16 protein-coding genes are annotated in these 13,868 nt (G+C 66.8%); 13 read left to right on the forward strand and 3 right to left on the reverse strand.

The features are described from left to right. Nucleotides 1-9: 9 nt before the first annotated feature. The gene (locus A5724_RS23820) at nt 10-1,008 is read right to left on the reverse strand and encodes an MDR family oxidoreductase (RefSeq protein WP_067808192.1); all 999 of its coding nucleotides are present in this window, start codon (nt 1,006-1,008) and stop codon (nt 10-12) included. A 66-nt stretch (nt 1,009-1,074) separates the two neighbouring features. Continuing rightward, the gene (locus A5724_RS23825; RefSeq protein ID WP_067808194.1) at nt 1,075-2,049 is read right to left on the reverse strand and encodes an esterase family protein; all 975 of its coding nucleotides are present in this window, start codon (nt 2,047-2,049) and stop codon (nt 1,075-1,077) included. A gap of 292 nt (nt 2,050-2,341) precedes the next feature. On the opposite strand from A5724_RS23825, the gene A5724_RS23830 reads away from it, so the two are divergent. The 11 genes from A5724_RS23830 to A5724_RS34740 all read left to right on the forward strand — a co-directional run bounded on the left by A5724_RS23830 (nt 2,342) and on the right by A5724_RS34740 (nt 12,194). Next, nucleotides 2,342-2,908 (forward strand): TetR/AcrR family transcriptional regulator, encoded by a 567-nt coding sequence (locus A5724_RS23830; protein ID WP_067808197.1) that lies wholly within the window; start codon nt 2,342-2,344, stop codon nt 2,906-2,908. A gap of 106 nt (nt 2,909-3,014) precedes the next feature. Continuing rightward, entirely contained in the window at nt 3,015-4,190 is a 1,176-nt protein-coding gene (locus A5724_RS23835) for an acyl-CoA dehydrogenase family protein (protein ID WP_197518765.1), read from the forward strand. 11 nt (nt 4,191-4,201) lie between these two features. Beyond that, entirely contained in the window at nt 4,202-4,591 is a 390-nt protein-coding gene (locus A5724_RS23840) for a nitroreductase/quinone reductase family protein (RefSeq protein WP_067808200.1), read from the forward strand. Between the two features lie 65 nt (nt 4,592-4,656). Continuing rightward, nucleotides 4,657-5,760: a homogentisate 1,2-dioxygenase gene (locus tag A5724_RS23845; protein WP_067808365.1), complete on the forward strand. Its 1,104-nt coding sequence runs from the start codon at nt 4,657-4,659 to the stop codon at nt 5,758-5,760. Beyond that, on the forward strand, nt 5,757-6,941 hold the full coding sequence (locus A5724_RS23850; protein ID WP_067808204.1) for a S9 family peptidase: 1,185 nt from the start codon (nt 5,757-5,759) through the stop codon (nt 6,939-6,941). Before A5724_RS23845 ends, A5724_RS23850 begins: the two co-directional genes overlap by 4 nt. Then, nucleotides 6,938-8,143: a CaiB/BaiF CoA-transferase family protein gene (locus A5724_RS23855; RefSeq protein ID WP_067808207.1), complete on the forward strand. Its 1,206-nt coding sequence runs from the start codon at nt 6,938-6,940 to the stop codon at nt 8,141-8,143. The genes A5724_RS23850 and A5724_RS23855 overlap by 4 nt, the downstream gene beginning before the upstream one ends. Continuing rightward, nucleotides 8,140-9,048, forward strand: a complete 909-nt coding sequence (locus A5724_RS23860) for a hydroxymethylglutaryl-CoA lyase (protein WP_067808210.1) — start codon at nt 8,140-8,142, stop codon at nt 9,046-9,048. Before A5724_RS23855 ends, A5724_RS23860 begins: the two co-directional genes overlap by 4 nt. 1 nt (nt 9,049) lies before the next feature. Continuing rightward, entirely contained in the window at nt 9,050-9,661 is a 612-nt protein-coding gene (locus A5724_RS23865) for a TetR/AcrR family transcriptional regulator (protein ID WP_067808213.1), read from the forward strand. 18 nt (nt 9,662-9,679) lie between these two features. After that, the gene (locus A5724_RS23870; RefSeq protein ID WP_067808216.1) at nt 9,680-10,918 is read left to right on the forward strand and encodes an acyl-CoA dehydrogenase family protein; all 1,239 of its coding nucleotides are present in this window, start codon (nt 9,680-9,682) and stop codon (nt 10,916-10,918) included. After that, nucleotides 10,915-11,862, forward strand: a complete 948-nt coding sequence (locus tag A5724_RS23875; RefSeq protein WP_067808219.1) for a phosphotransferase family protein — start codon at nt 10,915-10,917, stop codon at nt 11,860-11,862. The genes A5724_RS23870 and A5724_RS23875 overlap by 4 nt, the downstream gene beginning before the upstream one ends. Next, nucleotides 11,829-12,194: a DUF6285 domain-containing protein gene (locus A5724_RS34740; protein WP_067808222.1), complete on the forward strand. Its 366-nt coding sequence runs from the start codon at nt 11,829-11,831 to the stop codon at nt 12,192-12,194. Before A5724_RS23875 ends, A5724_RS34740 begins: the two co-directional genes overlap by 34 nt. Nucleotides 12,195-12,253: 59 nt before the next feature. On the opposite strand, the gene A5724_RS23885 is transcribed toward A5724_RS34740, so the two are convergent. Beyond that, nucleotides 12,254-12,883, reverse strand: a complete 630-nt coding sequence (locus tag A5724_RS23885; protein ID WP_067808225.1) for a class I SAM-dependent methyltransferase — start codon at nt 12,881-12,883, stop codon at nt 12,254-12,256. Nucleotides 12,884-12,935: 52 nt separating this feature from the next. Between A5724_RS23885 and A5724_RS23890 the strand changes: the two genes are divergently transcribed. Continuing rightward, complete coding sequence (locus A5724_RS23890; RefSeq protein ID WP_067808227.1) at nt 12,936-13,313, forward strand: nuclear transport factor 2 family protein; 378 nt, start codon at nt 12,936-12,938, stop codon at nt 13,311-13,313. Between the two features lie 10 nt (nt 13,314-13,323). Then, nucleotides 13,324-13,857 (forward strand): YceI family protein, encoded by a 534-nt coding sequence (locus A5724_RS23895; protein ID WP_067808230.1) that lies wholly within the window; start codon nt 13,324-13,326, stop codon nt 13,855-13,857. The last annotated feature ends 11 nt before the right edge of the window (nt 13,858-13,868 follow it).

The raw sequence follows: 13,868 nt of genomic DNA on the forward strand, positions 1-13,868 counted from the left end.
ACCGCCCTCTTAGAAGCCGCCCTTGACCACCACACGGGTGCGGCCTGTGACGCCGCCCCCGACGATGCTGCGCAGGGTGCGCGGTGCGTCGAGGATCGAGACGTCATGGGTGATGTCGTCGAGGTGATCGGGCAGTAGCTCGGTGGCGATCGACTGCCACAGTTCGCGACGCTTGGCGATCGGCAGCAGCACCGAGTCGATGCCGGCCAGCGTGACACCGCGCAGGATGAACGGCATCACCGTCGTCGGCAGATCAGCCGACCGGGCCAGGCCTGAAATCGCCGCCACACCAGCGTAATTGAGCGTGCTCAACGCATACGCGAGCGTGTCGCCGCCCACGCTGTCGACCACCGCGGCGTAGCTCGACTTGCCGAGCGGGCGAACCTTCTCGCCCTCCGCGGGCAGTCGGCCGACCACCTGGTACGCGCCGAGCCCCATCAGATAGTCGTGCGCCTCCGCCTTTCCGGTGGATGCAATCACCTCGTAGCCGATCTTGGCCAGCAAGTCGACGCTGACGCTGCCGACGCCGCCCGTCGCGCCGGTGACCAGCACCGGCCCATCCTGAGGCCGCACCCCATGTGCGCGAATTGCGTTGACGCTCATGGCCGCTGTGAAGCCGGCAGTGCCGATGGCGGCCGCCTGCGCGGTGGTCAGGGTATCCAGCTTGACCAGATAGTCGGCCGGAAACCGTGCGGTGTCGGCATATCCGCCGTGGCGGCCGGTGCCGATGTCGTAGCCGTGGGCGACCACCCGATCCCCCACCGCGAAGTCGTCGACCGTGCTTGCAGTCACCGTGCCGGCGACATCGATACCCGGAATGAGCGGATACGACCGTGCCACACCGCCCTTCGGGGTGATGGCCAGTGCGTCCTTGTAGTTGACGCCGGAGTATTCGACGGAGACCGTGACGTCACCCTCGGGCAAGAAGCTGTCGTCGACAACCTCGTGCCCAAGCGTGATCGCGCCCTCGGCGTCCTGGTGTGCGACCAAAGCGTTGACTGCGACCATGGGCTCAGTATTCACCAAACGCGAAAGCCCCCGACTCGGTGTCGGGGGCTTCGCGTGTTCCGCTGATCAGCCGAGGTAGGAGATCAGGTCCGGCTTCATCTGCTGAAGCTGCGCACCCCAGTAGCCCCAGCTGTGGGTGCCGTTGGGCGGGAAGTTGAAGACCGCATTGCGACCGCCCGCGGCGATGTAGTTGTCGCGGAACGTCTCGTTGGTGCGGATCGTCAGACCTTCGAGGAACGTGGCCGGGAGGTCGGCGCCGCCCAATTCATTCGGCGTGCCGTTGCCGCAGTACACCCACAGTCGGGTGTTGTTGGCCACCAGCGCAGGGATCTGCAGCATCGGGTCGTTGCGCTTCCAGGCGCTGTTCGGGTCTTCGGTCGGACCCCACATGTCGTTGGCCTTGTAGCCGCCCGCGTCGCCCATCGCCATGTTGATCAGGAATGGCCAACTGCCCTCGGACGGATTGAGGAATGCCGACAACGAGCCTGCGTAGACGTACATCTCCGGGTGGTAGACCGCCAGGATCATCGCGGAGTTGCCCGACATGGACAGGCCGACCGCGGCATTGCCGGTCGTGGACACACCCTTGTTGGCGGACAACCACTGAGGCAGCTCACTGGTCAGAAACGTTTCCCACTTGTACGTCTGGCACCCGCTCTTGCCGCAGGCGGGTGAATACCAGTCGGAATAGAAGCTCGATTGGCCACCGACCGGCATCACGATCGACAGCGGGGTATCGAGGAACCACTCGAACGCCTGGGTGTTGATGTCCCAGCCGTTGTAGTCGTCCTGGGCACGCAGGCCGTCCAACAGATACACCGCGTGCGATCCGGTGCCCTTCTGGAACTGGATCTTGATGTCCCGGCCCATCGACGGCGACGGCACCATCAGGTACTCGACCGGCAGGCCTGGCCGGGAGAAGGCACCCGCAGTCGCGGACTCCCCCGCTAGGCCGACCACGCCCGGCAGGACGGCCGCCGCAATGGCTGCCACCGCGAACCGGCGCGCCCAATGGCCACGAATCTTGTCAACGAACCTCATAGAGCAATTCCATCCATCTTCCGGTTACCGCTCCAGCTGTAACTAGTTCCCCCGACGATCACAGATCGTCATTCGCCACCGCAGCACTGTCTCTGCTGCGCTGTCGCGCCCGCTCTATTGAGCCCGGTTCGGCGGAAGAGCGGACCGAGAAAATTTCAGTTGTGCGTGAGCAGTAAAACATGCGACCAGCACACCTGAAACCCCGGCAGGCGTTGACTGCCACTTTCCTGTGAAATATCGGCCGTCTTTTCAGCGCTATTTGCTTGCCTCGCGGGACCGTAGGCTGCGGCTTATGGGGAGGGCTGATTCGCCGACGGGCAACCGGTTGTCGGTCGACGACTGGATCCAGGCGGGCTTTGCGATTCTGGCCGAGGAGGGCATCAAAGCGCTCAAGATCGACCGGTTGTGTCGCCGCCTCGAAGTGACCAAGGGCAGCTTCTATTGGCACTTCAACGACATCGCCGGCTATCGCACCGCGCTGGTACAGGCCTGGGGCGAACTGCGCGGCGACGATCGCAGCGACCTCGGCGAGTTGGCCTCGCTTCCGCCGCGGGAACGCCTGTCACGCATGATGTCGTCGCTGGTCAGCCCCCGTCACTGGACTCTGGAACGCGCAATGCGGGAGTGGGCCCGCACGAACGCCGACGTGGCGGCCAGCGTGCGCGCCGCGGATCTGCGCGTGCTCGCCGCAGTACGCCAGGCGTTCCTCGACTACGGGTTCGACGCCGACGAGGCCGAACTGCGGGCCAACGCCACCTTCGCCGCAGGCGTCGGCTTCCTGCACCTGGCCGGCCCGCACCCGAACGCCCGCGCGGCCGCCGGGCGCGAGGGCTTCCTCGACATCATGCTCAAGCGCTGACGCTCACCGCGCCGCGACCGCGGCTCGTTCGCGGAATTTGCTAGATCACGATCCGGGCGCGATTCGGCGCGTCGTCCCATACCAAAAGGTATGGTAGCGTCGCGCCATGCCCGCCGGAACGGCCGCCCGGCCGACGATCACTGCAGAATTCGTGGCGCGGCTCGGCGAACGGGCAGCGGAAGCCGAACGACTGCGCCGGCTGCCGCAGGCCACCGTCGACGACCTCCTCGCGTCCGGTTTCACCGACCTGCTGGTGCCCGCCCGCTACGGCGGCGCGCAGGCCGATTTCCCGGCCATTCTGGATCCCGTGCGGCGAATGGCGCACGGCTGCGCGTCGAGCGCCTGGACGATCGGGTTCTACGCGCTGCACAACTGGCTGCTCGCGCTGTTCGACGAGCGCGCGCAGCAGGAGGCGTTCGTTACCCGGCCGTTCCTCGCGCCAGCGCCGCTGGCTCCGACGGGCCGCGGCCTCCCGTGTGACGACGGCGTCCGGCTCACCGGCCGCTGGTCGTGGGTCACCGGTGTGATGCACGGCAACTGGGTCATCGTCGGCGCGTTGTGCGGCCCCGAGGAGGATCGAGCCGGGATCTACCCCGCGCTGGCCTTGCTGCCGATCGACCAGATCGAGATCGACGACGTCTGGCACACCGACGGCATGCGCGCCACCGGGTCCAACGACGTCGTCGCCTCCGATGTATTCGTCCCTGCGCACCGGTTGGTGCGGGTGGCCGACATCTACACCGGGACGGCGCCGGGGGCGGGTCTGCACGACGCCGACGCCTACCGCTGGCCGATGGTGCCCGCCTTGGCGCTGCTGGCCGCCATGCCGGCACTGGGCAGCGCCGAACGCGCCGCTGAGATCTACGCGGAGCGACTGTCGCAGCGGGTGCTGGCCTACGAAGACGTGATGCAGAAGGACAAGCCGATCGCCCAAGCGCATCTGGCCGAAGCCCGCGTCCGGCTGCGCGCGTTACACGGCCTGCTCGCCGACACCGTCACGGACATCGAAAACCACGTTGCCACAGGCGATCCCGTACCACGGCAGGTTCGCGGCGAGGCCAGGCTCGCGGCTGCGTACATCGTGCACGAGTCGCGCGCGGTGATCGGCAACCTGCTCGAGGCGTCCGGCGCCAGCGTCCACTTCCTCGACAACCCACTGCAGCGGATCAAGCGCGACGTCGACGTGATCTGCGGGCACGTGATTTTCGACTACGACACCAGCCGCGAACTCTCCGGAGCCCTCACACTGGGGATGAAGGTGCCGCGAACCGCGATGGTGTGAGAGGGGACCCCATGGCCAACGCACTGCGTGACCACATCACCAGCACGTTACAGAAGCAGGTGGCCAACCCGCTGATGCGACTGCTGCCGTTTCAGACGCTGTTGGAGACGACGGGCCGCAAATCGGGTGCACCCCGAAGCACGCCGATCGGCGGCAGTCGGGTCGGCGACCAGTTCTGGTTCGTCTCCGAGTTCGGCGAGAAGGCGCAATACGTCAAGAACATCAAGGCCGACCCCAACGTCCGGGTGCGGTTGAACGGGCGGTGGCACAAGGGCGTCGCGCATCTTCTGCCCGACGACGATCCGCACGAGCGACTGAAGTCGCTGCCCGCGTTCAACAGCATGGGCGTGCGCACCTTCGGCACCAACCTGCTGACCATCCGCGTCGACCTGTTGGATTGACCCGCCCCTGGAAGTAAAACTAATATCACTTTTAGTTTCTTACGTCGACGCTGATGGAGGCCACCATGGAATCGTTCGTCCACCTGCGAAAAGGCCGCACCCCGAAGCGATTACACGCCGATCTCGACGGCCTCAAAGACGACGAGCTCGGCCGCGGGGGCTTCATCGGCCGGACCGCCAACATCTACCGGCGCCACGACCCGACCGCCTACCGCGCCTCCGGGCCACTGCGTCCCGTCGACGTGCTCGCCGACCAACTGAAGCCGGGTGACGCCACCGACGCGGCGGGCGGGCCGCTGCTGATGTTCTCCAACGCCGACTGCCAGGTGCTGCTGTCGCGGCGCAGCGATGCGATGCCGTACTTCGTCCGCTACGTCGACGGTGATCTGCTCAGCTTCGTACACCGCGGCTCGGGCCTTCTGGAAACCGAGTTCGGTCCGCTGCGCTATCGCCAAGGCGATTGGGTCTACATCCCCAAGGCGTGCACGTTCCGCCAAGTCCCCGACGAAGAGTCCACGCTGTTGATGATCCAGGCCACCGACGAGTTCCGGGTGCCGCCGCCGGGCTATCTGGGACGACACTTCCCGTTCGACCCGTCGCAGGCCACCATCCCCGAGCCCGCGCCCATCGACGACGACGGCCGCGGCGAGTACGAGGTGCGGCTAATCCACCCGTCCGTTGCTGGCGGGCCGACTTCGCTGTTCTACCAACATCATCCGCTCGACGTCGAAGGGTGGCGCGGCGACAACTTCGCGTTCACGTTCAACATCGACGACTACAACGTGGTGACCTCCGACAGCGTGCACCTACCGCCCACCGTGCATCTGTTCATGCAGGCCACCGGCGTGTACGTGATGAACTTCCTGCCCAAGCCCGCCGAGGGCGTCCCGGGGACCGAGCGCACGCCCTGGTATCACCGCAACGTCGACTATGACGAGATCGCGTTCTTCCACGGTGGTTCGCTGTACGGAATACCGATGCCACCCGGACTCATTTCCCATGCACCGCAAGGGGTTCACCACGGCGCGCCCGAGAAGGCCCGCGAGCGTGCACGCCGCAAATTCGACGAGTACGACTCGGTGGACTGGTCGGTGATCGCGGTGGACACCCGGCGCAGGCTGGAGCCGTCAGCCGACGTCCTCGCCAACGACCTGGGACAGCACTCATGACGTCCACGATGGTGAAGTACGAATATGACCGTATCCCGTATTTGATTGCATACCAGAACGTTTCGGGTGTCCGGGATGTCTACGGCGGCGTCTCCGAGCTGATCGTCCTCGAGAGCTACCTCCTCAAGCCGGAGACCAAGCCATCGGACACGGTGCTGGTGTTCATGCACCCCATCGGGGGCGGGGCGTACCTGCCGATGATCAACGCGCTGGCCCGCGCGGGGCATCACGTCATCTACTGCAACAGCCGGTTCCGGGGCACGGACTCCGCGCTGCTGATGGAGAAGGTCGTCGAGGATCTCGGCGAATGCATCAAGGACGCCAAAAACCGGCTTGGCTACCAGAAGGTGGTGCTCGCCGGCTGGAGCGGCGGCGGCTCGCTGTCGGCGTTCTACCAGCAGCAGGCCACCCACCCGACGGTGACCGCCAGCCCGTCCGGCGACGGGCCCGACCTGACCAAACTGGGCCTCATCCCCGCCGACGGCATCATGATGCTGGCCGCGCACATCAGCCGCCACGGCACACTGACCGAATGGCTGGACGCGTCCATCCTCGACGAGTCGGACCCGTCCAAGCGGGACCCCGAACTGGACCTGTACGACCAGGACAACCCCGATCAGCCGCCCTACGCCGAGGAATTCCTGCAGCGCTACCGGGCCGCTCAGGTGGCACGCAACCGGCGAATCACCAAGTGGGTCAAAGAAAAACTAGCCAAGCTCTCCGAAGAAGGACGCCCCGATGACGAGTTCGCCTTCGTCGTGCACGGCACCATGGCCGACCCCCGTTGGCTGGATCCCACGGTCGACCCGAACGAGCGAGAACCGCGCAGCACCTACCTGGGCGACCCGCAGGTGGTCAACATGGGCCCGTTCGGCCTCGCCCGGTTCTGCACGCTGCGCAGTTGGCTGTCGCAGTGGAGTTACGACGACGCCAACGGCGACGCCGTCAAGGCCGGCCCCGACATCGACGTGCCCACGCTGGTGATCGGCAACCTGGCCGACAACGCGTGCACACCCAGCCACACCCGCCGCATCTTCGACGCCATCGGGCATCCTGATAAGGAAATGCGCGAGATACACGGCGCCAACCACTACTACTCCGGCCCAGACCAGCGCGACGCGCTGCGCGAGGCCGTCGGCATCTGCACGGACTGGCTGCACCGGCACGGATTCTCGCTATGACAGTGGCGAGCCCGCTGGACGGCATCCGGGTCATCGAGGTCGGCACGCTGATCTCCGGGCCCTTCGCGGGCCGCCTGCTCGGCGACATGGGTGCCGAAGTCATCAAGGTCGAACCGCCGGGGGCGCCGGACCCGCTGCGCACCTGGGGTCAGGCCGAACTCGACGGCCATCACTTCTTTTGGACCGTGCACGCTCGCAACAAGAAAGCCGTCACGCTTAACCTGCGCGAGGAGGCGGGTCGCGCCCTGTTCCTCGACCTCGTCGAGCGCTCCGACATCATCGTCGAGAACTTCCGGCCCGGCACGCTGGAGAAGTGGAACCTTGGTTACGACGTGCTGCGCGAACGCAATCGAGGCATCATCCTGGTCCGTGTGTCCGGTTACGGTCAGACCGGACCCGAGGCACACAAGGCCGGCTATGCGTCCGTCGCCGAGGCGGCCAGCGGACTGAGGCACATGAACGGTTTCCCCGGCGGCCCGCCGCCCCGGTTGGCCCTGTCATTGGGCGACAGCCTGGCCGGGATGTTCGCCGCGCAGGGTGCGCTGGCGGCGCTGTATCGCCGCACGGTGACCGGTGAAGGTCAGATCGTTGACGCGGCGCTGACCGAATCATGCTTGGCGGTACAGGAATCCACGATTCCCGACTATGACGTCGGCGGTGTGGTGCGCGGCCCGTCGGGTACCCGGTTGGAAGGCATCGCGCCGTCGAACATCTACCCGACCGCCGACGGCAGTTGGGTGGTCATCGCCGCCAATCAGGACACAGTGTTCCGCAGGCTGTGCGCGGCGATGGGCCAACCGGAGCTGGCGACCGACGAGCGGTTCGCCAATCACGTTGCCAGGGGTCGCAATCAGGACGATCTGGACAAGATCATCGGCGCGTGGGCCGCGCAGCGCCACCCGGCCGACATCATCTCCACGCTCAGCGACGCCGGTGTGATCAGCGGCCCGATCAACACCGTCGCCGAGGTGGTCAGCGATCCGCAGCTGAATGCCCGCGGCATGATCGCCGACCACTGGGACGAGCGGATCGGGCGAAACGTCAAGGGCCCCGGCGTCGTGCCGGTGCTGTCGCAGACCCCGGGAACCATCCGCAAGGCGGGTCCCGCCAGCCCGGGACAGCACAACGACGAGATCTACCAAGGCCTGCTCGGCAAGACCGCTGAGGACCTGGAGATGCTGCGGGGAAAGGGTGTGCTGTGACCGGATTACCTGAGCACGTCGACATCCGCGACGTCTCGATGCGCGACGGATTGCAGATCGAGGCGCCGATTCCGTTGGCCGCCAAGCTCGAACTGCTCGCGGCGGTCGCCGCCACGGGAGTTCGGGAGATGGAGGCGACGGCATTCGTGTCACCGTCGAAGGTGCCCGCGCTGGCCGACGCCGCGGAACTTGCAGCAGAACTGTCGTCGTTTCCCGGTATCGAGTTCTCGGCGCTGGTCGCCAGCCCCAACGGCGCCAAGCGGGCGATCGCGGCGGGCCTGGGCTCGATTGAATACGTGGTGTCGGCCGCCGACGGCCACAGCCGCGCCAATGTCGGCCGGTCCACGGCCGAAGCCACCGCTCAGATCCCGGAGATCCTCGCGATCGCCCACGACAGCGGAGCGTCCGTCGAGGTCATCATCGCCACGGCGTGGGACTGCCCGTTCGACGGACCCACCCCGGCCGAGCGCGTCGTCGATGTGGTCAGCGCGGCGTGCGACGCCGGCGTCGACAGGCTCGCGATCGCCGACACCATCGGCACCACCACCCCGCGGCGGGTCGTCGACCTGATCGAGCGAATCCGACCGCGTATCGGCGGCATTCCCCTTGGTGCACACTTCCACAACACCCGCGGCGCCGGACTGGCCAGCGCCTACGCGGCGGTCAGCGCGGGCGTCACCCGACTGGACGCCGCGGTCGGCGGCCTCGGCGGCTGCCCGTTCGCCCCCGGCGCCAGCGGCAACATCGCCACCGAAGACCTGGTGTACCTGTTGCGGGACAGCGGCATCCACGTCGACGTCGACCTGCAGGCCGCCATCGCCGCCGCCGGCGTGGCACAACGCGTGGTCCGCCACGATTTGCCGAGTTCGCTGCTGCGCGCGGGCGACCGCATCCTCGGCGGCTAGCGTGCCCGCCGAAACCCTGAGCGCCAAGGGTCGCCAAACCCGAGACGCTATCGAGCAGGCGGCGCGAAAGCTGTTCGCCGAGCGGGGGTTTCACGGCACGACGCTGGCCGACATCACGTCGGCGGCTGGCAAGTCGCCCGCCGTGTTCTATCGCTACTTCGGCGACAAAGAGGATCTGCTCGCCGCGCTGGCCGAGTCGTTCCTGCACGATACCGTCGCGCCGCTGGGGGTGAATCTCGATCTGCCCGATTCCCCCGACGACGACGCGTTCTTCACCTCCGTCGTCGCCGGCTACTGGACCATCTTCAAGCAGAACATCGGCGTGATGATCGCCGTCGCTCAACTTGCCGCCACACAGCCGCGATTCGCCGCTGTGCAGAACGAATTCCGCCGCTTCGGGATCGACATAGTGGCCGCATCGGTGCGGCGCGCTCAGGAGCAGGGCTACGCGGCCGAACTCGTCCCCGAGCACACCGCCGCCGCGATCGCGCTGCTGTTCGAGAACTTCACCACCGTCTTCGTCGGCACCTCCGGCTTGGGCTTGCAGATCACCGACGAGGACGCGGTCGCCACCCTGGCGAGGATTTGGAAGAAGACGTTGTACGGGTTCTGACAACTGAGGAGAATCAGCGTGGATTTCGCCCTGCCAGAGCACCTTCCGGGGTTGCTCGCCGAGATGGACGCGTTCATCGAGGCCGAGATCAAACCGCTGGAGCGTGAGCACATCCAGTACTTCGACCAGCGCCGCGAGCATGCCCGCACCGACTGGGACAACGGCGGCATCCCGCGCCGGGAGTGGGAGGATCTGCTCGGCGAGATGCGCAGGCGGGCCGACAAGGCCGGTTGGTTGCGCTACGGGCTGCCGTCCCGGTTCGGCGGCCGCGACGGCACCAACATCGACATGGCGGTGATCCGGGAACACCTGGCGCACAAGGGGCTCGGACTGCACAACGACCTGCAGGACGAGTCCTCGATCGTCGGGAACTTCCCGCAAGTCATCATGATGGACCGGTTCGGTTCCGAGGCTCAAAAAGCGGAATGGACCGAGGCGCTGATCACCGGTGAGCGGTCGATGGCGTTCGGGCTGACCGAACCGAACCACGGATCGGACGCGACCTGGCTGGAAACCCACGCCGTCCTCGACGGCGACGAGTGGGTGATCAACGGCGCGAAGCGGTTCAACACCGGCGTCCACCGGGCGACGCACGACCTGGTGTTCGCGCGCACCTCCGGTGAGCCGGGTCAGGCCCGCGGCATCACCGCGTTCCTCGTGCCCACCGACAGCCCCGGCTTCACGGTGCCGTACTACTGGTGGACGTTCAACATGCCGACCGATCACGGTGAAGTGGAGCTGAAGGACGTCCGCGTACCTGCCGACGCGGTGCTCGGCGAGGTCGACCGCGGGCTGGAGGTCGGCCAGACCTTCCTGCACGAGAACCGGATTCGGCAAGCCGCCAGCAGCCTCGGGGCCGCGCAGTACTGCATCGACCGGGCCGTCGGCTACGCCAACGACCGGTCGGTGTTCGGCAAGCCGCTCTCGGTCAATCAGGCCGTGCAATGGCCGCTCGTCGAACTGCAGACCGAAGCCCAGATGGTGCGGCTGTTGGTGTATTACGCGGCAACCCAACTCGACGCCAACCACCACATGGAGGTCTCCGACAAGGTGTCGATGGCCAACTACCGGGCCAACCGGCTGGTCTGTGAGGCCGCCGACCGGGCCATGCAGGTGTTCGGTGGCGTCGGCTACAGCAGACACGAGCCATTCGAACACATCTACCGGCATCACCGGCGCTACCGCATCACCGAAGGTGCCGAGGAGATCCAGATCCGTCGGGTGGCCCAGCGGCTCTTCGGATTCGGGCGCAAGTGAGAGAGCAGCTGGCGGCGGTGCTGCGACCGGTGCTCGGTGATGTCACCGTCGAGAACCTGCGGGCGCTGACCGGTGGCGCCAGCCGCACCACATGGGCGTTCGACGCCGTCGGCAATGACCGCCGGCCACTGATCCTGCGGACCGGGCCACCGGACGACGTGCACGCCGGCATGGAATTGGAGGCCGCGGTGCAACAGCGCGCGGCCGCGGCGGGCGCACCCGTCCCCCACATCCTGGCCGCCGACAATTCGGCTGCCGCACTGGGTAATCCGTATCTCATCTGCGACGCGATCGCAGGCGAGACGATCGTCAGGAAGATCCAGCGCAGCCTCGACGACGCTGGCCGGGGGCGACTGCTGCGGCAGTGCGCCGAAGCGCTAGCCGCGATACACCGCGCCGACCCCGACGGCATCGGCTTGGCCGAGGCCGACCAGCTGGCCGGGTGGCGGCAGCGCCTCGACGAAATGGGCGACACCACAGCGACGTTCGAATGGGCGTTTCGTTGGCTGGGCCGCCACCGGCCGCCGCCGTCGCCGCGAGTTCTGGTGCACGGGGACTTCCGGATGGGCAACCTGATCGTCGACGACGGTGGGCTCGCCGCCGTGCTGGACTGGGAACTGGTGCACACCGGCGAGGTGTACGAGGACCTCGCGTGGTTCTGCATCCGCGCATGGCGGTTCGGCGCGTCCGAGTCGCTCGGCGCGGGCGGACTGGGCAGTGTCGAGGCATTCCTGTCCGCGTACGAGGCGGCCGCGAACGTCACGCTTGATCGCGACGCTTTCCGCTGGTGGCTGGTCGCCGCCACGCTGAGCTGGGGCGTCATCTGCCGATTCCAGGCAGAACGACACCTGTCGGGGCAGACGCCGTCGGTGGAACTGGCGGCGATCGGCCGCCGCGTCGCCGAAACCGAATGGGATCTGCTCGACCTGTTGGAGGCGAAGTGAACTGGCTCTACGGACGGCCCACCGCGGCCGAACTGGTCGCCGCCGTCGCCGACTTCCTCGACAACGACGTCCGGTCCCACATCGACGGACAGGTCAACTTCCACGCCCGCGTCGCCGCCAACGTGCTGCGCATCGTCGAACGCGAACTGACCGACGAGTCGGCCGCCGAGGTCACTGGGGCGCTGGCCGCCCTCGGCTTCGCCGACGAGGCCGCGCTGGCGGCGGCCATCCGCGCCGGGTCGTTGGACGAGCGGACTGGCGAGGTGCTGCCCATCCTGCGCAGCCTGGTCCGGCACCGGCTGGCGGTCGCCCACCCGGGCTACGACCAGTAGCGGCCCGGCGATTTGTGCGCGTTGACGAGCGCTGAGCGGCTGAAACGCGCACAAATCACTCAGAGGCGACGGGCGCGGGCCAGCCAGGCGGGCTCGTCGACGCGGGTCCCGGCGGGCAGTCCGATGGCGTCGGCCTGCGCCTCGTTCACCACGCCTCGGTAGGTGGTGGTGTGCAGCGCCTCCAGCGCCCAGCCCGCTGCGAACGCCCCGCGGATATCGGCCTCGCTGACCTGCGGGCCGAAGCCGCGACCCGCGTCGGACAGGGCGAGCACGTGGACCAGCCCACCCTGCCGCAGCGCACCGTGCAGGCTGTGCACGTATCGCATACGGTCGCCCCGGTCGAAGATGTGGAAAAGCGCGCTGTCGAGAATTGTCTGGTACGCGGCATCGGGGTCGAGGTTCATCGCGTCGGCAACCTCGAAACGAGCATCAACGCCGTTGTCCGCGGCGTTGGCTCTGGCTTGCTCGATCGCGTTCGACGAGAAGTCGATGCCGACCACGTCGTAGCCCAGCCGCGTGAGCAGGATGGTGTGTTCACCTGTGCCACAGCCGATATCGAGCACCTTGCTGCGGATCCAGCCGGCACGTTGCAGCTCGACGACAGCCGGCTGCGGCTCGCCGATGACCCACGGCGCGGTGTTGGTTCGGTAGGCGTCGTCGAAGCGGGACAAGGTTGGTGTTGAATCCATGAAGACAAGGGTTCTCCCTCAACCGAACTTGAGGTCAAGGAGACGAACAGAGATGACCGTTGCGAATGCCGAAACGATTGCCGACCGGCTGTTCGGAGCCATCCAGAACGGCGACGTCGCCGCGGTGGAGCAGCTTTGGTCCCCCGACGTCGTCGTGTGGAAGGTGGCCGACCGCGAGCGCGGTAAGGCCAGGGCGCTGCGGGTCATCGACTGGTTCGTCGGCGCGACGACCGAGCGGCGCTACGAAATTCTCGAGCGCAAGTTCTTCGACGGCGGTTTCGTCCAGCAGCACATCCTGCACGCCCGCGGCCACACGGGCGGATTGATCTCGATGCGGGTCTGCATCGTGATCAAGATGGGCGACGACGGTTTGATCAGTCGGATCGACGAGTACTTCGACCCAGCGGAGATCGCCCCGCTGCTGGAGTAGCGGAGATGACATGTCAAGCACACAACAACTCCTCAGCAACCCGGCGGCCGTTGGAGTCTGGGATGTCGACCAGGGCCACTCGACGATCGGTTTTTCGACCAAGTCGATGTGGGGCCTCGCCACCGTCGCGGGCCGATTCACAGGGTTCACCGGCGACGGCCGAATCACCGACGAGCGAAAGGTATTCGGCCGCATCGAGATTCAGACGGCGTCGCTGGACACCAAGCTGCGCATCCGCGACAGGCATCTGCGCTCGGCCGAATACTTCGACGTGCGGAGGTTTCCCACGATCAGCGTTACCATCACCGGCGCCGAGCCTGTCGACGCCGACACCATCGACCTGACGGCCGAACTCACCATCAAGAACACCGAAGCGCTCATACCGCTGCGCGCCACGGTCGAAGTGATCGACGAGCATGCGGTGCGGCTGAACACGCAGGCGACCGTTGACCGCAAGGACTTCGGTGTCGACGGCAACCTGATGGGCATGCTCTCCGACGAGGTGACGATTTCCGGAGGGGTCGTGCTCCGTCGGGAGTACTAGCCGGACGACGA

The sequence above is a fragment of the Mycobacterium sp. ACS1612 genome, assembly GCF_001667505.1.
Lineage (GTDB): Bacteria > Actinomycetota > Actinomycetes > Mycobacteriales > Mycobacteriaceae > Mycobacterium.